This window comes from Marinobacterium marinum, from assembly GCF_013868415.1.
In the GTDB taxonomy this organism is placed as follows: domain Bacteria; phylum Pseudomonadota; class Gammaproteobacteria; order Pseudomonadales; family Balneatricaceae; genus Marinobacterium; species Marinobacterium marinum.
The window spans coordinates 98,240-122,513 of record NZ_JACEMT010000035.1 but is presented as its reverse complement, the minus strand read 5'-3'; the positions used below and the strand labels follow the sequence as shown (position 1 = coordinate 122,513).

Genomic DNA, 24,274 nt, shown 5'->3' with positions numbered 1-24,274 from the left:
CCCTATGTGTCAGCGTAGTTGTCGCCTGAAAATTTCAGAGGACAACCATGCCCCACTATTCACCGGAACGTAAGGAAGCCATCCTCCAAAAAATGGCGCCGCCTCACAGCATGACAGTAGCCGAGCTGGCTCGTCAGGAAGGCATCAGTACCGCGACCCTGTACAATTGGCGTAAAGCCGCCAGAGAACGAGGTGCCGTTTTGCCATCCAACTCAGCCGCCCCGGACAAGTGGAGCAGCGAAGAAAAATTCCGCATGGTGCTGGAGACCGCTCCGATGAGCGAAGCGGAGATCGGCGAATATTGCCGCCAGCGCGGTGTGTACCCGGAGCAGATCGAAGCCTGGAAGGCGGCCTGTATGGGCGCCAATGCGCAAGCAGATGAGCAAGCCAAACAGCATCGCCAAGCGACCAAGGCCGAGCGCAAACGGATCAAGCAGCTAGAAGCTGATCTACGCCGCAAGGAGAAGGCGCTCGCGGAGACGGCCGCGCTGCTAATACTGTCAAAAAAAGCAGAGGCGATCTGGGGCCCCAAAGACGAGGACGAATGACCAGCCTCCCGGATCGCCAGCATGCCGTTAGTCTGATCCAGGAGGCTCAGAGCAACGGTGCTCCGCTGGTCAAGGCCTGTGCCTTGCTAAACCTGAGTGTGCGCACCTACCAGCGCTGGACGGCGAATCAGTTGGTCCATGCGGATCAACGACCGATCGCGCCCAGACCTGCACCGCATAACAAGCTGTCAGAGCAGGAGCGTGAAGCCGTGGTATCGCTCTGTAATCAACCGCGATATCGCAGTGCCCCGCCGGCGTTTATTGTGGCGGATCAGCTGGATCAAGGGCGTTATCTGGCGTCGGAATCTACGTTCTACCGGGTGTTGCACGAATACGATCAGCTGCATGCCAGAGGCCGGCAGAAACCGCCTGAGCGCAAACGCCAGGCAACCACACATGAAGCCAGCGAGCCTAATCAGCTCTGGTGCTGGGACATCTCCTGGTTGCCTGGACCTGCCCGTGGCACCTGGTTTTACCTGTACCTGATGATGGATGTCTACAGCCGTAAGATCGTGGGCCACGAAGTCTACGCGCGTGAAACCGGAGAACTGGCCAGCGAGTTCGTCGAAAAGGCCTACTGGCGGGAACATCTGGCCGCCCGATCCAAGCCGCTGGTGCTGCACTCTGATAACGGCAGCCCCATGAAGGCCGCGACGTTCCTGGAAAAGCTGTACGACCTGGGCATTACCCCCTCGAACAGCCGACCTCGCGTCAGCAACGACAACGCCTACTCGGAGTCACTGTTCAAAACCCTGAAGTTCCGACCGGCGTTCCCGGTGAATGGCTTCAAGACGCTCGAAGAGGCACGGCATTGGGTGTTGAAGTTCGTGCGCTGGTACAACACCGAGCATCGGCACAGTGCTCTGAAATACGTGACACCTGAGCAGCGTCATAACGGCGAGGCCGAGTATATCCTGGCGCAACGCAAACGGGTTCTCGAAGTCGAGAAGGCCAAGAACCCCCAACGCTGGTCAGGTGATATCCGTGACTTCAGCTTGCCGGAGTCAGTCACACTGAACCCGGAAAAGGCGGCGAGTTTTTAAAGAGCTGATAACTTATACGCGACAACTACGTTGACAGTTACCGCTCGGCAAGTCGTCGTATTTACTCATGACATAGTTTTCTTCAAGCTTTTACTAGAGCAAGCCGAACTCCAAGGAGCCCAGCATGCAAGCGTCGCATTGGAGCGTTCTAGAAAATTCGCTGGGCTAGTAAGGGATAGTGCTCCATGGGAAGCACTGACAACATCAAAGCGCATAAAACATCTAAATACAAAATTACAAGATTTAAGGAAGTTGGATAGAGATGGAACTGAAGCTGATTTTCGTCAAGCATCCCGGGCATTTTACGGCTTACTCAGAGAAACTTGGGAACGATTAGTTGAGGAAAAATTGCTCAATAAGGTAGTAAGCAGGTTTGAAAGAGGGGTTTACACACAACGCCTATCTCGCCTTGTTGACATTTCAGACGATGATACAGCTAAAGTAGATAATGCAATGGGGAAATGCAGCACCTATTTCACAGGACATGACAGCGCTCCGGCAGTAGGTGATCCGTATCCGACAATCGAAGAAATTGAAGATGACCTGAAAAACATCAAAGATTTTCTAGATGAATTACAGGGAAGCCGTAAGAGGACCTGATCAGTTCAATACCTCTCCAAAAAGGCGGCCCACAGCCGCCTTTGTTTTCGTTCATCGTAACTCTTTTAATGCAGCTTGCCGCACAATGGCTAACGCCTTCTGGAAGTCCTCCGTCGTCACTCGGCCAGTTTCAGCCTGGTAGTACAGGAGCGTGAACATATTGGCGACCGCCTCCGCGACTGGCAAAACCTGCCGGGCGGTTTCCTGGTCGATGAACTCCAGGGCGGCCAGCTTGATCGCAGCCTGATGAATTGCTTGCTGAACTTCGATATTATGTGTGGTTGTCATGTGTCACCTCTCTGTCAGGTGGTATGTGAAAATGCGGGCCGGTGCACCATCACCGGCCCGTGTGCTTTCTAACTACTTTCGTCGGCCAAACGGCCAGCGTCTCATTTTGTCGATTTGATCGACCGATCTCCTCATGTCCTTGTAAGCACGCCCGGCCAACCTGTTTTGGAATACCTCCATTTTAACGGCAATGGCTTTCATCTTCGGGCCGTGTCCGGTGTTGTGCAGCCACTGCCCCAAAAAATAGAAGGCCAGCATCACAATGAACATCACTGCGAAGAAACCAAATACCTCCGCAAGGTTTTGAGGTGGAAAGCTAAACTCCATAATCAGTAATCCTTATCTAGTTAGGCCATGCGACCCTTTTTAACAAAACTGGCAACCTCTTCGTTGCGCTCCTGCTGGCGTTCCTGGGCATACGACACGTAGTCCTCAACGTCGAAGGTGTGCTTTTCCGGGTCGCGCTCTTGCCATTCTGCGTGTGCTTGGCGGGCTTCTTCCTGGTCCTCACTGGACAGGCCATCAAAGCCGCCGGTTTGATTCATCCAGCCAGTGCCGACGCCGCCTAAGCTATCGCTGTCAAATGCAGGGGAAGCGTCGTCAGTCGCCCTCCTTGTCGTCGTCATCCCCGTCATCTTTCGTACTATTTCGGATCGAGCTAGCTAAACGACCTCCAGCAGTGCGGCCAATTCGATCCCCGGCCATATCACTCATTCCCTTCATCAAATTCGCACCGGTATCCGCTGCAATACGACCCGCTTTCACAGCGCTGCCTTTAAAGCCGCCGCCAGAAGATTCGCCACCGCTAGAGGATTGGCCAGAGGCTTGGGAAAAGGAGCCAGCTTCATCCGAATCGCCGCCACCGCTAAATGCTTCGCCCAGGCTCGACATAACGTCAGTATTGTTCGCTACGTTCTCACCTGCTTTTGCAAATGCAGCCTGAATAGCAGACGCACCGCCGGCGGTAGCCATTGCTGCACCGGCAGCCATACCACCAGTGGCAACAGCCGCTCCGGCCATCGCTCCGGCACTGATACTGCCTGCACCTGCCGCTACGCCGCCTCCAGGAACCAGGCTGGCGACCACATTGGGAACCGAGTGAATGAGCATCACGAGAACCAGTGAAACGACAAAGATCACCAGCAGTTCACGCATAGGGGCATCATTGGATAGATCGGCATAGAAACCGTCCATGATCGACATGGCAATGCCAATGAGCAACGTCATTGTCATCAACTTCAAAGCAACGCCCAATACGCTTTTGAAGTAGTTGATTGCTATATCTGAAGTCCAGCGCGAACCACCAAAACCCAGCACGAAGACACCGGCATAGATCAATATCCAAGCCGTCACCAAGGCCAACAACACATTGGCCGCCACTACCGCCATACATGCCAAAATTGCCAGCGTGATTAAGAAGATAGACAAGTTATCTATCGGGCTTGTGATGCTGTAGGACTCACCAGCTTTCACAATAATGTCGAACGCAATACTAATAGGCTCTGACGGGGTTAGGTCTCTCGGAAGGCCACCGGCTTGAGCACCGATCATTCTCAACGAGTCGATGATTGACGTCGCAAAGTCTGGACCGTTTCTGAGCAACCAGAGAAAGAAACCAAACGTCAGGATGAAGCGCACGAACTCGGCAAAGAACTCCCTTATATCCGCTTGTTTAAGGATTAAGGTCCCGCCAGTCCACACAAGGGATATAGTACCCAGCGTCCAGAACAGCCAGGCGGCATAGTTTGTAATTACCGTGCCCCAAGTAGCACTGGCCGTCATGAAACGCACTGCCACTTCATCCAAGACACCATTAGGCTCAATGGCCGCTGACGCAGCTTGTGAAGTCAGTACAACTGCCAGGAGCATCACAAGTCGAATGAATATCTTGCTCATGATTAGAACCCCTTGTTCTTGGAGCGATCCGTGGGTTCGCCCATATCCCAAAGACAGTTCCCTTCTTCCCTCTGCTCTTTCGTCAGGTTCGGGTTGTCACAGTTGATCGTTGCAGGCTTTGGCCCGTCATCTTCACCGCACCCCACTAGAACAAAAGAGGCCAACGCGCTAACGATAAAAACTCGGGTGATATTCTTCATGATTAAAACCCCCTGTTTTCTGAACGGTCGGTTGGCTCGCCCATATCAAACAACCTTTCACGGGACGCTTGATATTGAGCTTCGCGGTCAGCATCCGCCTGCATTCGAGTGCCAACGGCATTCTGCTGGGCAATCAACAGGCTTCGGATTTGCAGGAGCTGGTTGGCCTGGTTGCTAGCGAGCTGGTTAGCGTAACCAATGGCGGCCAGTTGGCCGTCCGCGCCCTGGGCGGCAGATTGCAGACGCTGGAGCTGTCGAGCGTCGGCCTGCAAGTTGTCTTGCTGCTGCTCTAGGCCCTTAAACAGCGCGTCGTTTGCCTTCTTCTGCGATTCAGACGCCAGGCGGCGGTTCTCGGCCATAGCGGCCCGTTCGGCATCGCTGCATCCCGCCGACGAGAAACAAGGCGAGCTGCGGTAATAGGCCACGTCCTGGAACTTGCCTAGGTAAGCATCGAGGCTACCAAGCTGGTTTTGGTAATAGGCGAGTGTGTTGGTCGCCTGGTTCAGATCGTTGATGGTGCGCTGTGCCTGGTCCCAAATATGAGCCGCCGGGGCCATTGTGTTTTGCAGTTGGTTTTCATACTGCTGGAGTTGGGTTTGGTATTCCTGAATCTGCTTGAGTGTCTGCGCTACGGCTTCCATCGCGGACATGATGTTCTGCGATAGGTTGGTGCCGTCAACTACTGGAATACCGGCGTAAACGGGCTGCAAGGTGCAGGTCGTCATAGCGATAGCCAGAGCAATTTTAGCGGCTAAATTTTTTCTTTTAACTTTTTGCATACGTTGATCTCCATTACCAATGAATGCTTTATCGTGCCTTTCAATGCATAACGTATAAGCTCAATAATTGGACATAAAGGTTGACACGGAGATATTTAAGCCAATAACTCCTACGGCGGTAGCCGGTAGCCTCGCAGAGCAGGATTCCCCGTTGAGCGCCCCGGCGCGAATAAGGGAAAGTGAAGATAGTTAATTGGCTCCGCCGATTAGCTAACTTCACCTATCCTGCCCGCCATTCAGCGTTGTTTACGCCAAGGAAAGTGTTGCTGCGAAAATCTGTTTTTTTGTGCAAACCATATAAAATCGCTTGTTCACCTTCTTGCTAGAACAGAAGCACAAAATAAAAGCGCAATATCAGGCAATTACTACGCTAACGCGGTGGATTACACAGCCAAAAAACACAGCAATACACAGCTTTGCCAATTCAGGAGGAGTTTCGCCCCTCAAGTGTCAATGAAACGTGCGAGCGCTAGGAACACACCCGATGTAACACACTGTATTTCAATAATTTTTAAACATTCCAGACACTCTTGACGGCCTTTTCTTTGACAGTTTCAGATTGGTATCGGTTGGATCATACGGTCAGGAAGGAGCGCTACCAACACTCAGTGCGTGTCGAGCCGCTAGCGCCCAACTTCGGACAGCTTTTCGGGCACAACGTCAGTGCGGATAGGAAATGTAGTGTTGTAGTATGTTGTATGGTGCTACTACATACTACAACCTACAAACCGCACACATTTTCAGCCTACTACCGGCGTAAGTGGCTATTCATCTTGATGTATGGAATACGGCTTCCTGAGCCGCCCAAAGAGGCGCTTCAGGCATCGCCTCCCGCTACCCCTAGTCGGCCTCTGAACGACGCTCCTGGGGCTTAAAAGGCGGCTTTGGTCGTCCTTCGGACGGATTGAACGCCAAGAAAAGGTGATATCCCTTGGCGAGGAAGCAGAATCGGCCACCCTCTTGGCGTTAAAACATCGGCCGGAGGCCGATTGAGTTGGCAAGGCATGAACGCGCCATTCAGGCGCGGGCCATGCCGCGTATGATGGATATTCTTTGGAATATCTTGGATCGATTTCCAAAACAGGCCGGAAAGCCTTGCCCTGCAAGCGTTTGCGCGATTGAAGAGGGTACCGTTATGCCGGGGATGGGATACTGTTATGCCGGGGGGCGGGTACTATTATGCCGGGGATGGGTGCTGTCACGCCGGGGGTTGGCTTGGTTGGCCCCTGGCCGCCTAATCTCCCATTTCCCCTTGGCGTATTCATGTACAGTCCAGCCCACTGAAATAAGTTCAGCCAACGCTTTCCGGGCCGTCTGACGGCGCTTTTTCAAGGTGTTGGGGTTCTTCGTTTCGTCCGGCCAGACGTAGTTGCAAAGGGTATTCAGTTCTACCCGTCCAGATTTACCGGCATCAATCCAGCCCGATAATCGCTGATGTATTAATCGAGCAGGATCGGTCTGTAACGCCCGAACCTCAGTCATGTCGAGCCGAGTATGTGGACGTTCTCCCATAACAGCCTCTGCTAATCGAGGGTTTAGGCTGACAAACAGTTTACCTTCCCGGTCGTCGCTGACGTAATCGGACAAGATGCGGAAACCCTGACGCTGCCCGTTACGCTCCACAATGACCGATACTGCCCATAGGCGCTCGATGCTATCGCGGATAGTTTTGAACTGGCTGCCTCCATCGTCGGCATACCCAAGTTCTCGGGCCAGTTGTCGAAAGCTGCCCTTGGCAACCATTGCATCCTTCTCAACCGCGTCCCACTTCAGGTCTAGCAAGAGACGCAATTGCTGCCCAACTTCTGACTCTGTTTCGTTTCGCAGTACAATCCCGCGTCCCCCATCACCAGAAATTGCGGCCATAGCCACAAGCCCTTGTAGGATGCGAAGATCATCAACACCTAGAGGCTCAGGCCCCCAGAAACGTATCGAATCCTCGCCATGGGTATAGGTTACGTCCAGCTTGAGCCGCTTTCGCTCTCCACGCTTCAGACTACGGAACAAGCCAGGAGCCAGGCAGTGAGCTGGATCATGTCGAACATGGGTAAGATCAAAGCTCATCACGTGACCTCACCTTAGATTTCTTGAATGGCAGCACGCCATTGGCTACACGCTGCCTCTCCAGCACGGCAGGTTTGAGCACACCGCCCTCGTGACGCCGGAACCAACGCTCTGCGAAAGGAGAGCCATAATTCGCCTTGCTCACGCCATAGCGAACGAAGTACCCACGCTGACTATCATCAACACCCCATTCCTCAGCCTCGGTTTGCGTCATGCCAGACATGTACGATTGCCAGCGAATGTTATCGACCAGAACAGACGACCCACGGCTGGCCTGTTGCTGGTCACCCGCACCAATCATGGCGGCGCTCTTACTGGCATGGTGCAAATATACGATAGAGCACCCTGTATCGGCGGCGATGGCTTCCATACGTCCGATCACTTGCGCCATAGGACCGCTAACGTTTTCATCTTCGATGTGGAAACGACGTAAGGTGTCCAGGATCATAAGGCGGCGACCCGCAGCCGCTCGCTTAAGGCCATCGAACCAATCGAGACACATAATGTTGGGGCACCTTCCTATCAGCGGCTCAATCAGCAAGCCTTCAGCAACAGCTTGCCGCTGCTCGGCGGTGAGATGCGCTCCAAGCGCATGTAATCGGTGATGGATAGCAGCGGGAGGATCTTCTGCGGGAAGATAGATAACTGGCCCAACAGGAAATTCTCCGACTTCCAGCAAGTCTGGGCCTCCAGCGATCTGCGTGGCAAGCTGTAAGGCCAGCATGGATTTTCCGGCACCACCTGGTGAAACCAAGGCCCCTACCGTACCGGAAACCATGTTAGGTAAAACATAATCAAGAGGCGGCGGCGTTTCCGAAAAGGCCGCCATAAGATCAAGGGCCATAATGTTAGGCCCCTATGGTGTTGCCAGGCCGAGTAGCCTGGTTTCCTGAAGACTTACGCTCCTCAATCCACTGCTCTACTTCCGACAGGTCCCACGCGACGTTTCTGCTGGTAAGTGCAATTCGGCGAGGGAACTCACCCCGCTTCTCCAAGTTATAAATTGTCCGTGAGGAGAGCGGAATCATCTCCAATAGCACTTTTCGATTGATCAGTGTCTTGTTTGCCATTGCTTGCATACTTGTGCCTCCACTTACTTATGAAAGCTCTATGGTGCCCAGCAATGCCACTTGATTAAGCCTATAAATTGGATAAAATGGTTGACATGGAAAGTGAAGAGCAAGCAAAGAAGCGACTTGGCAATTACTATATAGCTATCTGGAATGGTTGTGATCCAGATATTGCCAGCGCCATCCGCCAGTTCCGAGATAGCTGGAAACCATATTCCGCAGCATCCCGGCGCTACCCCATTCATCGGCTAATACATGAGCTGATAGACCCTGCTGTAACCGCATACAGGGAAACACTCCCGCTTGACTACCTGGTACACATGCCAGGTTCAACAGAGGTATCTTTCAGCGAGATGGCTCAACTGGTCGGGTTTGATGCAGCGGTCCGCCTACAACGCCACCTGCTAAGAGCGTTCATAAAAACAAAAGACCAACAGACCAAGACAGATCAAAGGTTTATCGCAACACATGAATCACTGATTGAATTAGTTCAGGACTGTGCATGCAAGCAACCGGTAAAGTCTTCAATGCGATGCATCAACGGAACATCTAGAGGGCTAAATGACAAGCGCCGCCACAGCTTTTGTCGTTTCTGTGGTTCTCCGACTACGCTAACATCATTCTCGGATAACAAATCCCAATTGCGTGGTAGCAATGACGTTCTACGTCTAAGCAACTTGTACTGCACAAATCACCAACCAAAATTACCAAATGGATCTTGGAATCCTTTATATAAGCAGGCAACACGCTCTATCGCGCAGTTTGACATTGAATTAGAAAGAATAAACAAGCAATGCGCCAATCGCTCTAGACCTTTAATGTCTGGCGATACACTGGTCGATCAATACTTCCTTTACTTGATGCTAGGCAAAACTTTACAACCAGCAGACAAGGCCGAATTACGCAATCTAGCCCGAAGGATGGTGGACTCTAAGCTATCAGATACCAAGAAAAAAATGCTGGTACTCAAGCGAGACGGATTTAACCAGACAGAAATCGGAAAGCAAATACTGAACGCCAAGCAGCAGCCAATGACACGCCAAGCCGTGTCTAAAGCGTTGGCGTCAGTTCGAAAGGAGTTCCTGCTAGGAACCTAAGAACCTAGAAAGCTATCAAGAGAAATTTTAGCCGCTAAAATGCGGGGCTTGAAACCGACTCCATTACCATACCCGACTTACGACACCAAATTCCTAATGCTAAACAGGTAAACCAACAACATCAAAATCAGGTTTTCATGCTGCTAGTCGATATCCCGAGGAAAGAACTGCGGAAAATCCCGTTGAAGTTTGGCAGTAAGCTCATGATCTGGAAAACGCTCAATCGCCCTTCTCCAAATATCCAAAGCCTCGACTATGCTCCCTCTATTCCAATAGACACCACCTAGATTGAACATCGCCAAGTCGTATTCTGGATCAAGATTTAACGCTTTCTCATAGGATTTAATAGCTTGCTCTGATTGGCCAAGGTCACCGTACGCTGCACCAAGCTGAAACCAGCTCATTGCATCAGGCTGGATATGCTCTGCCTGTTCAAGCAGGATCGGCAAACTATCTTCAAACCTTCCAAGAAAGTTAAGAGCGGTTCCTAGACAGTATCCGTAGTGCCCTCCTGCGAGATCGTAGGCCATCCGAAAACAGCGTTCCGCTTCTAGCCAGTTGCCCTCATCCTGTGCCCAGTGTCCAAGGCGATCCCACAAAAACGCGGCTTCTTCCGTATTATCAATGTGCTTTATATGCCTAACAAACTTATCCAGAAACTCCATGTAGGTTTGGCCTATATCTTGGCCTTCCGCCCGTAAATATAAGGTAGCCAATAACATCTCGCGACGACCTCCAGATGTATCAGGATGAGCGTCTACATAGCGATGCCAGAACCCTTGCGCCTGACGCGCATTTTCAGCCGTAGCCCGACCGAAACTAGCTACCAGCCGCGCAAAAAACGGCCAAACCCATGGCTCGCGGTCGGCCTGGGCAAGAACATTGTTAATTTCGCGGAACGCAGCAATCCCCTCACCCATGTTGAAAAGAACGTTAGCTCGCCAACCCGCAACTCCAGCTGCTTTAGCATATATAGGATCTGTGAAGACGGCCTGATCCAGATGCTCAAGAGCGCTCTTCCACTCGCCCTTACGCACGTAGAATTGGGCTAAGGCATAGTGGGCTTCAGGAAGGAGAGGATTCATTCGCAAGGCTTCACGATAGTGGTTAACTGCTCGCACCTCATCTCCGAGCCGCTCAAAGCTCGTCCCGAGATTCTTATGGCCTTGGGATGCCAGACTTGACGAATTTGCGAATGCAGGTTCTAGCAACGCTGCCTTATAAGCCTCTGTGGCGCAATCCTCCCGGCCGAGCGCCGAGTAGGCATTACCGATTGTGTAATGCAGGCTTCCCTGCTCGTAGCGCCCACTACTAAGCTGCCTCTTAAAATGGATCACTGCTGCTTCGATCCGATCAGGAAACCGGCTTCTCTCAGACATGCCCAAGTTAATTTCTGACATATAAGCGCAGCCCATGGCATCGTCTTCTGGTCCAAGCACGGCCATGAATCGGTCAAAGGCGGCACTAATTTCCTCATCAGCATCTTGGTCATATAAGTGTTCCAAGAGTTGTCGAGCTGAGTCTGGATCATCAGGAACATGAACCTCCGGTACAGCTCGGCGAAGGAGACCAATCAAATCTCCTGGTGCTGCCCGGGACTGTTCGACGCGACGATTACGTGCCGCTCGAGTTGCAGAACTGGACAATTCAGCAAGTCGGCCCAACCGCTCTGTCGTCAGATCTTCCGTGAAGTTAACTGTAAGTGATTGCTGCTGGGTCCAGTTCTTTCCAGCATGCTCATATTTACGGAGAACGGTCTCAGCGAGGCAGATGCGTAGCGTCGCCGTTGGGACGTGGTAGGCAGCATAAAAACTATGCGGATGCATCAGTAGATAATTCAGGTTTGTGCGACTAATTTCAACGCTTAGAGAGCCGTCCGCATTCAGTGCACGCTCAGTGCCCTTAAGCTGAACGTGAATCCTAATGTTGGTGGCTCTCCCATCCTCGACAACTTCGATCTCGCAGTCTGTACCATAGTCCTTTCGGTCAGCACGCTGAAGGATAAAAAGACCACTCTCTGTTAGGCATTTCTGAAATGCCGTCTCTGCCTTCTCCTCCGTGACATGATTGGAGGCTCGCTCTGGAAGGTCATCAAAGCATTCCATATCGTCAGCCATTTCTGTTTATTGTCCTCAATGAGGTAAAAATTCCATGCTGTAAGTTGCCAATTACCTTCGTCAATTTATTTAAGCATGTGCCCGAATGCCTATGCGTTTAGCTAAATAGGTCCGCAAGCATCTTTAGCAGTCCATTCGTCAATCATATCAGCCCAGTCCTGCAACATAGATGTACGCTGATCACGATACTCGGCTTTGTTATATATCGCCCTCACACCTTTTTGCTCATGTGCCAGGCATTTCTCTATCCAATCGGTGTTGTAACCGGCTTCATGGAGCAAGGTACTGGCTGTTCGTCTCAGGTCGTGCGGGCCGAATTTGGCAAGCGGTTGCCCCTCTTTCTGAGCCAGCTTGTAAGTCATCGTCATTACCCGGTTCAGCGTGGCACTACTCATAGGGACGTCAGAATCGTAGCGTGACGGCAGAACATACTCCGATCCTCCGGAGAACGTCTTCAAAGCGATGAGGATGTCCATGGCCTGCCTGGATAGAAACACCAGGTGAGGGTTTCGACGCTTCATCCGTTCTTTGGGGATCGTCCAGAGCGCTTCGCTGAAGTTGATCTCACTCCAAGTGGCATTCGTCAGCTCGCTTTTACGCACCATCGTCAACAACAGTAGCTTTACCGCTGCCCGGATCGATGGTGATGTACCAATACGCCCCATGTACTGGTACATGATCCTGATTTCTTCGGGCGTCAGGGTTCGATCTCTCGGCTCAAACCTGGCAATGCTTGCGGGCCTCACCAGGTCTGCCGGGTTCTCAACCTTCTGGCCTCGCTCAGTCGCCCAGCGGTATACCTGGAGTACAATCTCACGCGCATGAACCGCCGTAGCAGGTGCACCGCGCTCTACGATGGCGTCGGTTAATGCTCGCAAGTCCTCGTGGGTGATTTCGGTCAGCTTCTGATTGCCGAATTTCGTTTCTAGCTCTCTCGTATAAACCGAGCGGCGCATATCACGGGTAGAATCGGCCATCTGATAGCCACGTAGCCACTTTTCCGCCCAGGCACCAAAGGTTTCAGCCCCTTTAACACGCGCCTTGTCTCGGGCCTTCTCCTTCGCTGGCGACTTTCCATCCGCGACCATCCGCTTGGCTTCACCAAGCCGCTCACGGGCTTCTGCCAGAGTGATACCCCCAACGCCATAGCGGCCAAAGGTGATTGTCTCTTGCCTGCCATTGATCGAGTAGTTGTAACGGAATGAGATAGAACCGGCAGGAGTGACGGCCACGTAGAGGCCATCCCGGTCATTCACTTTGTAGAGTTTATCCCTCGGCTTGAGGTTGCGCAGCTTGGTATCGGTCAGCAAGAGTCTTATCCTTCTTCGATTCCAATACCATGCTGGAAGATCACCCGAAAATCAGGCCATAAAACCAATAAAAACAGTTAGTTAAATAATTTCGATACCATGAACACACAAGATCAAGCAGCATGGTATCGGCTATCACTCATGGCATCATGCCTCGATAATACCACCTTGGATACCACGCTCAAGCGGTGCTTCCCGCTGCCATCAGTTGCCAAACACTGCCAGACATAAATATAAAAAAGCCCATGAAAACATGGGCTTAAGTATCATTTAATGCCAGTTAGTACCAGCTAATGCCTAACGTGTGATCATTCCCACTCGATCGTAGCCGGCGGCTTGCTGGATACATCGTAGGTCACGCGCGAAACCTGAGCGATTTCATTGATGATGCGACCCGATACTTTCTCCAGCAGTTCGTACGGCAGGTGCGCCCAGCGAGCGGTCATGAAGTCGATGGTTTCCACCGCACGCAATGCGATCACGTATTCGTAGCGACGGCCATCACCCACCACACCGACGGATTTCACCGGCAGGAAGACGGCGAACGCCTGGCTGGTCTTGTGGTACCAATCAGCGTTGTGCAGCTCTTCAATGAAGATGGCGTCGGCTTCACGCAGGATGTCCGCGTATTCCTTCTTCACTTCACCGAGGATACGCACGCCCAGACCTGGGCCCGGGAACGGGTGGCGGTAGACCATGTCATACGGCAGGCCCAGCTCCAGACCGATCTTGCGCACTTCATCCTTGAACAGCTCACGCAGCGGCTCGACCAGTTCGAACTTCATGTCTTCCGGCAGGCCACCCACGTTGTGGTGTGACTTGATTACATGCGCCTTGCCGGTTTTGGAAGCGGCAGATTCGATCACGTCAGGGTAGATGGTACCCTGCGCCAGGAAACCGCAGTCCTGGAGTTTTTCGGCTTCTTCATCAAAGACTTCGATAAAGGTGTTGCCGATGATCTTGCGCTTGGCTTCAGGATCCGCTTCGCTTTTCAGTCGACCCAGGAACTTCTCTTCGGCATTGGCACGAATGACATTAACGCCCATATTGCTGGCGAACATGTCCATTACCTGATCGCCCTCACCCTTGCGCAGCAGGCCATTATCCACAAATACGCAGGTCAGCTTGTCGCCGATCGCCTTGTGCAACAAGGCCGCAACAACGGAGGAGTCTACACCGCCGGACAAACCCAGCAGCACTTTGGAATCACCCACCTGCTGCTGAACCTTTTCAACCAGATCCTGGATGATGTTGGCCGCTGTCCACAGTGCTTCGGTACCGCAGATTTCACGGACAAAGCGCTCCAGAATACGCAATCCCTGCTTGGTATGCGTTACTTCCGGATGGAACTGAACCCCGTACAGGTTGCGCTGCGGATCACACATCGCCGCGATGGGAGCCGAATCGGTACCGGCAATCACATGAAAGCCTTCCGGCAGTTCGGATACCTTGTCACCATGGCTCATCCAGACATCCAGTGACAAACTGCCATTATTGGCAATATGATCTTCAATGCCTTCCAGCAGACGGCTGGGGCTATCGGCCAGACGTACGCGGGCATAACCGAACTCGCGCTTGTCAGAACTGGCGACCTTGCCGCCCAGCTGCTCTGCCATGGTCTGCATGCCATAGCAGATACCCAGAACAGGCAGCCCCATGTCGAAGACACACTCGGGCGCGCGCGGAGAATCCAGTTCAGTAACGGACTCGGGGCCGCCGGCCAGAATGATACCCTTGGGGGCAAATTCACGAATCGCCGCTTCATCCATATCAAATGCATGGATCTCGCAGTAAACCCCGATTTCACGCACTCGACGTGCGATCAATTGAGTGTACTGGGAACCGAAGTCCAGAATCAGGATGCGTTGCGCGTGAATGTCTTTGCTCATACTCAGTGACTCCACCGAATGCTGGCCGCCAGGCGGCACAAACAAAAAGTGGGGCCGTATAACGCCCCACTTACTGGTTAGTGTTTAATCGATTCAGCCCACACGATAGTTGGGCGCTTCCTTGGTAATGCTAACGTCATGCACGTGGCTTTCCGTGATGCCGGCATTGGTGATACGCACAAACTTGGGCTTGTTACGCATCTCTTCAACCGTGGCACAACCGGTGTATCCCATGGAGGCACGCAGACCGCCCATCAACTGGTGCAGAACGCCGCCCATAGGACCCTTGCAGGGCACACGACCTTCAATGCCTTCCGGTACCAGCTTCTCGGCACCCTCTTTGGCATCCTGGAAGTAGCGGTCGGACGAACCGGTCAGGCCAGACATGGCACCCAGCGATCCCATACCACGGTAGGATTTGAACGCACGGCCCTGGAACAGTTCAACCTCGCCCGGAGCTTCATCAGTACCGGCCAGCATGGAGCCGACCATAACCGCAGAGGCGCCGGCAGCAACGGCCTTGGCCAGGTCACCGGAGAAGCGTACGCCACCATCGGCAATCAACGGAACGCCGTGTTCACGCAGCGCCGCGGCAACATTGGCAACAGCCGAAATCTGCGGCACACCGACACCGGCGACGATACGTGTTGTACAGATGGAGCCGGGGCCGATACCAACCTTGACGCCGTCCGCACCGGCTTCCGCCAGCGCAACAGCTGCCTCAGCCGTAGCGATGTTACCGCCAACAACCTGTACCTGCGGAAAATTCTGCTTAACCCAGCGCACCCGTTCGATAACTCCGCGAGAGTGACCGTGAGCGGTATCAACCACAATCAGATCAACGCCAGCAGCAACCAGAGCGGAAACACGATCAGGCGTTTCAGCGCCGGTACCCACAGCCGCACCGACGATCAGACGACCCTGACTGTCTTTCGCCGCATGTGGAAAAGCCTGCGCCTTGTTCATGTCTTTTACGGTCATCATGCCGCGCAGCGCGAAGTTATCGTCAACCAGCAGGATTTTTTCGATACGGTGACGACGCAGAAGATCACGGATAACTTCGGGATCTTCGCCTTCTTTGGCAGTAACCAGACGATCCTTGGGCGTCATGATGGTTGACACCTTGGCGTCTAGATCGTGCTCGAAGCGCACATCACGGCTGGTTACAATACCGACCAAATCGCCATTATCCACAACCGGGAAACCGGAGAAATTCAGGCCGCTGGACAGTTCAATGATTTCGCGCACAGTCGTATCAGAGCTACAGGTCACCGGATCGGTAACTACACCCGCCTCGAACTTCTTCACCCGGCGCACTTCATTGGCCTGCTGTTCGATGGTGAGGTTTTTATGGATGATGCCGATACCGCCTTCCTGCGCCATGGCGATTGCCAGACGGGATTCGGTTACCGTATCCATCGCCGCCGAGACCAGCGGAATATTCAACTCGATACCCTTGGTCAGACGGGTTTTCAGCGAGACGTCTTTCGGGAGTACTTCAGAGTATCCCGGAACCAGCAAAACATCATCAAAAGTAAGCGCTTCTTCAACGATTCGCAACATACTGAACCAGCCCGTATTTCCGTGAAAATTAAACGAGAAATTATATACCAAAACCACCCGAACAACAATCAGGAATGACGATTGGTGCCTTCACGGGCGGGGTCGTTTAAGATGGCGGCATGAATAAAAGCATACCCTCTCGTAACAGCAGCGCGATCAGCGTGAGCGAACTCAACCGCCAGGTCAAATCCCTGCTGGAACACTCCTTTATGACCCTGCAGATCGAGGGTGAGATCAGCAATTTGGCACGCCCCTCATCCGGGCACTGGTACTTCACCCTCAAGGATGACAAGGCTCAGGTGCGCTGCGCCATGTTCCGAGGCCGCAACCTGCAGGTCCGCTTCCGCCCTAAAGAGGGTGACCAGGTGGTCGTTATGGCGAAAGTCAGTCTGTACGAAGGCCGTGGAGACTTTCAGCTGATCTGCGAGCAGATGCAGGAAAGCGGTCGGGGCCGCCTGCAACAGGCCTTCGAACGCCTGAAAATGCAGCTCGACCAGGAAGGACTGTTTGATCAGTCTCGCAAGCGGGCGCTGCCTGTTCCGGCACGCCATGTCGGTGTTATCACCTCACCAACCGGAGCAGCCATTCACGATATTCTCCAGGTACTGGAGCGTCGTTGTCCCACCCTGCCCGTCGCGCTGTATCCCACCGCCGTGCAAGGGGCCGAAGCCACCGCCCAGATTGTTCGCGCCATCGAACTCGCCAACCGGGACAACCGCTGTGACGTATTGATCGTCGGACGTGGCGGCGGCTCTCTGGAGGACCTCTGGCCTTTCAACGAGGAGCGCGTGGCGCGCGCCATAGCGGCTTCCCGCATCCCCGTTGTGTCGGCGGTCGGACATGAGGTCGACATTTCGATCAGCGACCTGGTGGCTGACCTGCGCGCGCCCACGCCCTCTGCCGCCGCCGAACTGCTCAGTTCAGATCAGACCCAGCGACTGCAGCAGGTAAACATGCTGCGTCAGCGCCTGACTCGGCAGATTGCGCAAAACCTGCACCGACACCACACCCGCCTGGAACATATGCGCGCTCGCCTGCGCCACCCCGGCGAACGCCTGCGCGAGCAATCACAACGTCTCGATCAGCTTGAAATTCGTCTTCAGCGGGCACTGACATTACAGTTGCAGCAGCGCTCCCGTGGTCTGGATCAGCTTTATCAAAGACTGCAACGCAGCTCGCCCGAACGACTGTTAAGGCGTAAACGGGAGCGGCTCACCCCCCTGCACCAGCGCCTGCAACACGGCATGGAACTGTTGCTGCGCCAGCGCCAACAGCAGCTGCAATTTCAGGCTCGCCAACTGCATGGTGTCAGCCCTCTGGCAACCCTGGAACGCGGCTATGCCATCATCCAGGACCAGAACGGCCAGGCCATCACCCGCCAGGAGCAGGTCAGCCCCGGTGACCGTGTCAGCGCACGTCTGCATCAGGGCACGCTGACCTGTACAGTCGAGGGTTATGACGACTGATCCCGGGCCAAGGCTGTGATAGGATCTCGCCCCCGCGAACAACCCAACCAAACAGGCAAACGCTATGTCAGAACAGGTTTTTGAAACCACAGAACAACGCGCCAGCTACGGCATCGGCCGTCAAATGGGCGACCAACTGGCTCAGGGCGGCTTCGACGGTGTCGATGTCGAAGCCGTCGTTGCCGGCCTGCGCGACGCATACCAGGGTGAAGCCCTGCGTGTGCCAGCCGAGCAAATTCAGGCCGCTTTCAACGAAATCACCCAGCGCATGCGTGCCGAGCAGGAAGCTCACGCCAAGGAAGCCGCCGCTGCCGGCGAAGCCTTCCTGGCCGACAATGCCAAGCGCGACGGTGTTATCACACTGGAATCAGGCCTGCAGTACGAAATCGTTACCGCCGGAGAAGAAGGCGGTGCCCAGCCGACCGCTCAGAGCAAAGTGCGCACCCATTACCACGGCACATTCATTGACGGCAAGGTATTCGACAGCTCCTACGAGCGTGGCCAACCGGCAGAATTCCCGGTCGGCGGCGTAATCGCAGGCTGGACCGAAGCACTGCAGCTGATGACCAAAGGTGCCAAATGGCGCCTGTATGTTCCCTACGGGCTGGCTTACGGTGCCCAGGGTTCTCCGGGCGGCATCCCGCCTTACTCGACGTTGGTCTTTGATGTCGAGCTGATCGATATTCTCTGATCCATCCGGGGCGCCCAGGCGCCCCGTCTGCTGACCAAGGACATGTGATCATGCTGCTGCACTTTCAACGTCACGGCCAGGGCGAACCGCTGGTCATCCTGCACGGCCTGTTCGGCACCCTTGAAAACTGGGGCGCGCAGATCAAGACCCTGAGCGAACGCTTTGATGTTGTGGCTGCCGACCTGCGCAATCACGGCCGCTCGCCACACGCTGAAATCATGAGCTATAAAGCCATGAGTGAGGATCTGCTAACGCTGCTGGACCACTTGCAGCTGGAGCGCATCAATCTGATGGGACACTCCATGGGCGGCAAAGCCGCCATGCAGTTTGCACTGGACCACCCTGAACGAGTCAAGCGCCTGATCGTGGTTGATATCGCCCCGGTCCGTTATGCGCCCAACCACAATGACGTCATTAAGGGCCTGAATCGGATAGATCTGGCAGAGCTGAAAAGCCGCACCCAAGCGGACCAGACACTGAGCGAGTACGTTGATTCCGCTGCCACCCGTGCCTTCCTGCTGAAGAACCTCTACCGCGACGAGCACAAACGATTCGCCTGGCGCATGAACCTGCCGGTGCTGGAACGGGAATACGCCAATATCAGCGCTTCCCCCGAAGGGGCACCCTATACAGGCCCGGTGCTGTTCATCAAGGGCGGGGATTCAAATTACCTGCTGGCGGAACACCAGCAGCCGATACAACAGCTGTTTCCTCAAGCAAGTTTCAAGATCATCGCCGGTGCGGGTCACCTGCCCCATGTTGAAAAGGCCGCCAGTTTTACCCGACTGGTCGACCAATTTCTGGAGCAGCAGACCTGACGTAGAGCCTATTCAAGCGCGAGTATCGATCAGATTCCCCAATACCTCGTCCGCCTGATTAACCACTTTGGTGGCCGCCGCCTCGGTTGTACGGTCAACAGCGGTTTCGGACACCGCCGTGGGCAACGCACGCCCCGATGCCAGCTCCGCATTCTCCACATGACCGCTGCCCTGAGCATCGCCTGATGCTTTGGGCACATTGTCCAACGTCCGAGTGACATTCAACAGGCTGTTGGCAGTGGTTATATTCATGCAACACCTTCCTTTGCCGCGTGGAGCCGTTTAATCCCGACACCGAGGAGGCTCTTTGTTCGGTGTCAATCCAGTAGGCATCAGTATAGAGCACCCTGCCAAAGAGATCACTTTTCACTCACCCAGCAAAGGACTCACATCAAGATAATCAGCGACTCTTTCGGCCTCTGGCACCTCAAGCCAAGGGACTCGCCCGAGCAAAGGCGCTCGGAACAGCTGCTCCAGCGTAGCCAGATTTTCGTCAGGACAACTCATACCGGAATCAACATGATTCGCAACCCAGCCTGCCAGCCGCAGTCCATCACGAGCAATGGCTTCGGCTGTCAACAGCGCATGATTGATACAACCCAGTTTCATGCCCACCACCAGAATCACATCCAGCTCCAGCAACTTCGGCAGCCGTGCCAGACTTTCGCGCCGACTCAAGGGCACACGCCACCCCCCCGCGCCTTCCACCAGCACCAGGTCAGCCGGTTGCATCATGGCACCACGGCAGTAAGCGGCCAGACGATCGGCACTGAGATTGCGCCCTTCCCGCTCGGCGGCAATATGCGGCGCGATTGGCGGCTCTAGGGCGATCGGGTTTACCTGGTCGTAGCTCAGTTTGATACTGGCAGCCTGCTGCAGTTGCAGAGCATCGTCGTTACGCAGCCCATCCGGGGTCTGTTTACAGCCGGCAGCCACCGGTTTGAGGCCGATGGTTCTCAGTCCCTGGCGATTGGCGGCACTCAACAGCCCGGCCGTGACCAGAGTCTTGCCGACATCGGTATCGGTACCCGCGATAAAGAAACACTTTTTCACTGAGGCTCCTTGAGCAATTCCAGGTAATAGACTTCGTAACTGGCAGGTAGACTGCCATCGGTCTGGCGCTGCAGCTCGTAGGCTTCCAGCAAACGAACCAGACGCTGACGACTGCTCAGACCCTGCTCTTGACGGCTGTTGACGTTATGCGCCCCAAGCGCCTTCAACTCGTGCATCAGATCCTGCAGGCGGCGATACCGCAATACCTTATCTTCGGTCTCGCAACGCAACACCTGCAAAGCGGTATTGTGTGCCAGTAGCTGCGGTAACGGAATAAAGTTGTTCACATGCACATCGTCATCCACTGCCGCCCAGGCACGCTTGAGCTCATGCAGGGTACCTGGCCCCAGCGTGGCCAACAGGCAGCGGCCACCGGGCCTGAGGACCCGCGCCAATTCGGCCAACAACAGCGCTGGCTGTTCACACCACTGCACAGCCAGACTGGACCAGATCAAACCGACGCTACCATCCGCCAGAGGCAGCTGTTCGGCGTCACCACATAGATAGTGAGCATCACTCACCGAACGCTGATCGCGAGCAAAGGTCAGCATGCCATGGGCCAGATCCAGATGCAGCAGCGGAGCCTGTGGATAATGCTCACGCAGATAAGGCGCGGCATAGCCGGTGCCACACCCCAAATCAAGCAGATTGCCGTCCACCTGATGCGGCAGCCACTCCATCAGGCGATCGGCGATATCGCGCTGCAGCTGGGCCACGGAGTCGTAACTCGCGGCTGCACGGCTGAACGCCTGAGCGACCCTGCGCTTATCTCGCTGCATCAACGCTATCCACTTCAGATATCAATGCATTTAACATGATCAGGACATCCTCGGAATGACTGACAAAAGGCAGGTGCGCACTCTGTTCCAGAATGTGCACAACCAGACGTGAATTCACGCCCTCTGCCCGTGTCGCCAGCTCGACGGGGACCAGCTGGTCTGCAGCCCCCAGGATCAACTGAAGCGGAATATTCAAACCGGCCAAGGCCGGACGCAGATCAGACTCCAGCAGCCTCAATGCAGGCGCCAGCGCCTGAGGCTCGGCCGCAGCAAGCACGGATTTGAGGCGCTTGAGTTCATCACGCGCCGTGGTCGAACCGCGTGTCTGCAGAGCTGTAAAGCGCTGCAGCGTCCTGGTTTCATTGCCGTCCAGCGATGCAACGAAGGCGTCATACACCTCGGGCACCATGGCGCAAGGCCAGTCATCCCGGGCCACGAAGCAGGGGTTAGCTGCAATCAGGCTCAGGCTTCTCACCCGCTCCGGTGCCCGCTCGGCCACCGCCAGCGCCAACTGACCACCGAGGGACCAGCCCAGCCAGTGCGCCGCTTCGGGGGCCCTGTCCAGCAATGCATCCACAACCGCCATCAGCGACATATCGCCTGCAGGCGCGGAGCGCCCCAACCCAGGCAGATCGATCAACGTCACTCGGTAGTGTGCCGTCAAACGCTCCGCAAATGCGCCCCAGATTCCAGAGCTCAGCCCCCAGCCGTGCAGCAGCACCAGATCAGGACCGCTGCCGCGTGTTTCACGCCACAGGCTCACACAGCACCTCCAGCCCGCACGGCATCCAGTGCATCCAGCAGGCGATCGACCTGCTCTTCGCTGTGGGCCGCGCTGAGGGTCACGCGCAGGCGCGAGCTGCCTGCCGGTACGGTGGGTGGACGGATAGCGCTGATGAAGATGCCACGCGCTTCCAGCTCGGCGCTGATGCGCATCGCCTCCCCGGCATCGCCGATCAGGATCGGCTGGATCGGCGTCGGCGAGTCCATCAACTCATAGCCCAGCTGCTCGCAGCCGCTGCGGAACTGATTGATCAGCTGCGCCAGCTTGTCGCGCCGCCAGCTTTCGGCCTGTACCAGCTTGAGACTGGCACGAGTGGCCTGCGCCACTGCCGGCGACATGCTGGTGGTATAAATATAAGTGCGGGCAAACTGAATCAGGGTTTCAATCAATACCTCGGAGCCGGCAACAAAAGCCCCCGCTGTGCCAAACCCCTTGCCCAGAGTACCGATCAGCACCGGTACCTCATCGTTACTGAGGCCAAAATGCTCGATACAACCCGCACCGGTCGCTCCCAGACAACCAAAACCGTGGGCGTCATCGACCATCAGCCAGCCGCCCTGCTCTCGAGTGACACGACTCAGCTCCGGCAGCTCGGCGATATCGCCATCCATGCTGAACACGCCATCGGTGACCACCAGCTTGCGGCGGGCCTCGGAACGGCTCATGCGCTGGGCCAGACTGGTAGAGTCATTGTGCAGATAGCGCTGAAAACGGGCCCCGCTGAGCAGACCGGCATCCAACAGCGAAGCATGGTTGAGACGGTCCTGAAATACCGCATCCTGCTTGTCGATCAGCGCGTTGATGGCACCGATGTTGGCCATGTAGCCGGTGGAAAACAGCAACACCCGCTCACGGCCGGTGAACGCGGCCAGCTCCTCTTCCAGCGCATGATGCGCCCTGGAGTGACCGTTCACCAGATGAGAAGCACCGCCACCCACGCCATAGGTATCGGCACCCTGTTGGAGCGCGGCGACCACCTCCGGGTGATTGGCCAGCCCCAGATAGTCGTTGGAGCAAAACGCCAGATAGCGCTTGCCATCGACGCTGACCTCCGGCCCCTGAGCCGATTCCAGCACCCGACGCTGGCGATAGAGGTTGTCGTGCCGCCGCGACTCAAGCGCGGCAGCCAAATCGTTAAAGGACATGAGCGCGCCTCAGTGGGTCGCGGTGGCGTCGACGAACAGATCGGCGTCCTGTTGCGCCTGAATTCGAACCGACAGCTGCTGCTCCTGGTCCGCATCGGAGTCCTCAATGCGCTGCTCCGGGCGAATACCCAAACGCTTGAACAACTGCAGATCACGGTTGGTTTCCGGGTTCGGTGTGGTCAGCAGGCACTCGCCGTAAAAAATGGAATTGGCACCGGCGAAGAACGCCATCGACTGCAGCTCATCGGACATCTGCTCGCGACCGGCGGACAGGCGCACATGGGACTTCGGCATCATGATGCGCGCCACGGCGATGGTGCGGATGAATTCCAGCGGGTCCAGATCGTCGACGTTTTCCAGCGGTGTGCCCTGCACCTTCACCAGCATGTTGATCGGCACGGATTCCGGCTGCTGCGGCAGGTTGGCCAGCTGCATCAGCAAACCATAACGGTCCTTGGCGGTCTCGCCCATGCCGAGGATACCGCCGCTGCAGATCTTCATGCCGGAATCACGTACGTGCTGCAGGGTATTGAGACGATCTTCGTAGGTACGCGTGGTGATGATCTTGTCGTAGAACTCCGGCGAGGTATCCAGATTGTGGTTGTAGTAGTCCAGTCCCGCCTCGGACAGCTGCTCGGCCTGGGATTCCTTCAACATGCCCAGCGTCATGCAGGTTTCCAGCCCCATCGCCTTCACGCCCTTGATCATTTCGAGCACATAGGGCATATCACGCTCGGTCGGGTGCTTCCAGGCTGCGCCCATACAGAAACGGGTAGAGCCGGATGCCTTGGCCTGTTTCGCCTTGTTCAGCACCGCTTCCACTTCCATCAGGCGCTGTTTTTCCAGACCGGTGTTGTAATGAGCACTCTGCGGACAGTACTTGCAGTCTTCCGGGCAGGAGCCGGTTTTGATCGACAACAAGGTACTGACCTGCACCTCATTGGGATTGAAATGCTGACGATGCACCGTCTGTGCCTGGAACAGCAGATCGTTCATCGGCAATTCAAACAGCGCCCGGACTTCCTGTTCACTCCAGTCGTGACGCACTTCAGCCTGGTTTTGCATGGCCTCAAT

25 protein-coding genes are annotated in these 24,274 nt (G+C 55.1%); 6 read left to right on the top strand and 19 right to left on the bottom strand.

Features of this window, described 5'->3' with window-relative positions; all coding sequences use genetic code 11:
* Positions 1–47: 47 nt before the first annotated feature.
* Together H1S06_RS03740 and H1S06_RS03735 are read left to right on the top strand one after the other, a co-directional pair.
* Positions 48–1,591, top strand: a protein-coding gene (locus tag H1S06_RS03740; protein WP_181736393.1) for an IS3 family transposase whose coding sequence is annotated in 2 segments (ribosomal slippage) — positions 48–519 and positions 519–1,591 — 1,545 coding nt in all. Because the reading frame shifts where the segments join, the coding sequence is not laid out codon by codon here.
* Positions 1,592–1,621: 30 nt separating this feature from the next.
* Positions 1,622–2,191: a hypothetical protein gene (locus H1S06_RS03735; RefSeq protein ID WP_181737369.1), complete on the top strand. Its 570-nt coding sequence runs from the start codon at positions 1,622–1,624 to the stop codon at positions 2,189–2,191.
* Positions 2,192–2,242: 51 nt separating this feature from the next.
* On the opposite strand, the gene H1S06_RS03730 is transcribed toward H1S06_RS03735, so the two are convergent.
* The 9 genes from H1S06_RS03730 to H1S06_RS03690 all read right to left on the bottom strand — a co-directional run bounded on the left by H1S06_RS03730 (position 2,243) and on the right by H1S06_RS03690 (position 8,446).
* Positions 2,243–2,479: a type I toxin-antitoxin system ptaRNA1 family toxin gene (locus H1S06_RS03730; protein ID WP_181737367.1), complete on the bottom strand. Its 237-nt coding sequence runs from the start codon at positions 2,477–2,479 to the stop codon at positions 2,243–2,245.
* Between the two features lie 72 nt (positions 2,480–2,551).
* Positions 2,552–2,806, bottom strand: coding sequence for a hypothetical protein (locus tag H1S06_RS03725; protein ID WP_166707654.1), 255 nt, complete (start codon positions 2,804–2,806; stop codon positions 2,552–2,554).
* A gap of 20 nt (positions 2,807–2,826) precedes the next feature.
* Positions 2,827–3,024: a hypothetical protein gene (locus H1S06_RS03720; RefSeq protein ID WP_001076797.1), complete on the bottom strand. Its 198-nt coding sequence runs from the start codon at positions 3,022–3,024 to the stop codon at positions 2,827–2,829.
* A 55-nt stretch (positions 3,025–3,079) separates the two neighbouring features.
* Entirely contained in the window at positions 3,080–4,375 is a 1,296-nt protein-coding gene (trbL, locus tag H1S06_RS03715; protein WP_181737364.1) for a P-type conjugative transfer protein TrbL, read from the bottom strand.
* Between the two features lie 2 nt (positions 4,376–4,377).
* Positions 4,378–4,575, bottom strand: a complete 198-nt coding sequence (locus H1S06_RS03710) for a hypothetical protein (RefSeq protein WP_000790452.1) — start codon at positions 4,573–4,575, stop codon at positions 4,378–4,380.
* A 2-nt stretch (positions 4,576–4,577) separates the two neighbouring features.
* A complete protein-coding gene (trbJ, locus tag H1S06_RS03705; RefSeq protein WP_181737362.1) occupies positions 4,578–5,354 on the bottom strand; it encodes a P-type conjugative transfer protein TrbJ in 777 nt (258 codons plus the stop codon).
* Between the two features lie 1,155 nt (positions 5,355–6,509).
* Positions 6,510–7,418 carry a replication protein C, IncQ-type gene (repC, locus tag H1S06_RS03700; RefSeq protein ID WP_181737361.1) on the bottom strand — a complete coding sequence of 303 codons (909 nt, stop codon included), beginning with the start codon at positions 7,416–7,418 and terminating at the stop codon, positions 6,510–6,512.
* Positions 7,408–8,262, bottom strand: coding sequence for a helicase RepA family protein (locus H1S06_RS03695; RefSeq protein WP_181737358.1), 855 nt, complete (start codon positions 8,260–8,262; stop codon positions 7,408–7,410). Before H1S06_RS03695 ends, repC begins: the two co-directional genes overlap by 11 nt.
* A 4-nt stretch (positions 8,263–8,266) precedes the next feature.
* Positions 8,267–8,446, bottom strand: a complete 180-nt coding sequence (locus H1S06_RS03690; RefSeq protein ID WP_431739768.1) for a helix-turn-helix transcriptional regulator — start codon at positions 8,444–8,446, stop codon at positions 8,267–8,269.
* A gap of 137 nt (positions 8,447–8,583) precedes the next feature.
* Here H1S06_RS03690 and H1S06_RS03685 point away from each other — a divergent pair, with 137 nt between their 5' ends.
* Positions 8,584–9,585, top strand: coding sequence for a LuxR family transcriptional regulator (locus H1S06_RS03685; protein WP_181737357.1), 1,002 nt, complete (start codon positions 8,584–8,586; stop codon positions 9,583–9,585).
* A gap of 143 nt (positions 9,586–9,728) precedes the next feature.
* Here the strand turns inward: H1S06_RS03685 and H1S06_RS03680 are convergent, their stop codons facing one another.
* From H1S06_RS03680 to guaB, 4 genes are all read right to left on the bottom strand, one after another.
* Complete coding sequence (locus H1S06_RS03680; RefSeq protein WP_181737355.1) at positions 9,729–11,702, bottom strand: tetratricopeptide repeat protein; 1,974 nt, start codon at positions 11,700–11,702, stop codon at positions 9,729–9,731.
* Between the two features lie 101 nt (positions 11,703–11,803).
* Positions 11,804–13,012 (bottom strand): tyrosine-type recombinase/integrase, encoded by a 1,209-nt coding sequence (locus H1S06_RS03675; RefSeq protein ID WP_091853616.1) that lies wholly within the window; start codon positions 13,010–13,012, stop codon positions 11,804–11,806.
* Between the two features lie 308 nt (positions 13,013–13,320).
* Positions 13,321–14,901 (bottom strand): glutamine-hydrolyzing GMP synthase, encoded by a 1,581-nt coding sequence (gene guaA / locus H1S06_RS03670; RefSeq protein ID WP_181737353.1) that lies wholly within the window; start codon positions 14,899–14,901, stop codon positions 13,321–13,323.
* A gap of 93 nt (positions 14,902–14,994) precedes the next feature.
* The gene (guaB, locus tag H1S06_RS03665) at positions 14,995–16,464 is read right to left on the bottom strand and encodes an IMP dehydrogenase (RefSeq protein WP_181737352.1); all 1,470 of its coding nucleotides are present in this window, start codon (positions 16,462–16,464) and stop codon (positions 14,995–14,997) included.
* Between the two features lie 119 nt (positions 16,465–16,583).
* Between guaB and xseA the strand changes: the two genes are divergently transcribed.
* The 3 genes from xseA (at position 16,584) to H1S06_RS03650 (ending at position 19,439) form a co-directional block, all read left to right on the top strand.
* On the top strand, positions 16,584–17,930 hold the full coding sequence (gene xseA, locus H1S06_RS03660) for an exodeoxyribonuclease VII large subunit (RefSeq protein ID WP_181737350.1): 1,347 nt from the start codon (positions 16,584–16,586) through the stop codon (positions 17,928–17,930).
* A 64-nt stretch (positions 17,931–17,994) separates the two neighbouring features.
* Complete coding sequence (locus H1S06_RS03655) at positions 17,995–18,621, top strand: FKBP-type peptidyl-prolyl cis-trans isomerase (RefSeq protein ID WP_181737348.1); 627 nt, start codon at positions 17,995–17,997, stop codon at positions 18,619–18,621.
* A gap of 50 nt (positions 18,622–18,671) precedes the next feature.
* A complete protein-coding gene (locus tag H1S06_RS03650; protein WP_181737346.1) occupies positions 18,672–19,439 on the top strand; it encodes an alpha/beta fold hydrolase in 768 nt (255 codons plus the stop codon).
* 12 nt (positions 19,440–19,451) lie between these two features.
* On the opposite strand, the gene H1S06_RS03645 is transcribed toward H1S06_RS03650, so the two are convergent.
* The 6 genes from H1S06_RS03645 to bioB form a co-directional block, all read right to left on the bottom strand.
* Positions 19,452–19,691, bottom strand: a complete 240-nt coding sequence (locus H1S06_RS03645) for a hypothetical protein (RefSeq protein ID WP_181737344.1) — start codon at positions 19,689–19,691, stop codon at positions 19,452–19,454.
* A 114-nt stretch (positions 19,692–19,805) separates the two neighbouring features.
* Positions 19,806–20,492 (bottom strand): dethiobiotin synthase, encoded by a 687-nt coding sequence (gene bioD / locus H1S06_RS03640; RefSeq protein WP_181737343.1) that lies wholly within the window; start codon positions 20,490–20,492, stop codon positions 19,806–19,808.
* A complete protein-coding gene (bioC, locus tag H1S06_RS03635; protein ID WP_181737340.1) occupies positions 20,489–21,271 on the bottom strand; it encodes a malonyl-ACP O-methyltransferase BioC in 783 nt (260 codons plus the stop codon). Before bioC ends, bioD begins: the two co-directional genes overlap by 4 nt.
* Positions 21,258–22,034: a pimeloyl-ACP methyl ester esterase BioH gene (gene bioH / locus H1S06_RS03630; protein ID WP_181737338.1), complete on the bottom strand. Its 777-nt coding sequence runs from the start codon at positions 22,032–22,034 to the stop codon at positions 21,258–21,260. The genes bioC and bioH overlap by 14 nt, the downstream gene beginning before the upstream one ends.
* Positions 22,031–23,200 (bottom strand): 8-amino-7-oxononanoate synthase, encoded by a 1,170-nt coding sequence (gene bioF, locus H1S06_RS03625; protein WP_181737336.1) that lies wholly within the window; start codon positions 23,198–23,200, stop codon positions 22,031–22,033. Before bioF ends, bioH begins: the two co-directional genes overlap by 4 nt.
* Before the next feature lie 9 nt (positions 23,201–23,209).
* Entirely contained in the window at positions 23,210–24,265 is a 1,056-nt protein-coding gene (gene bioB, locus H1S06_RS03620; protein ID WP_181737334.1) for a biotin synthase BioB, read from the bottom strand.
* Positions 24,266–24,274 lie beyond the last annotated feature (9 nt).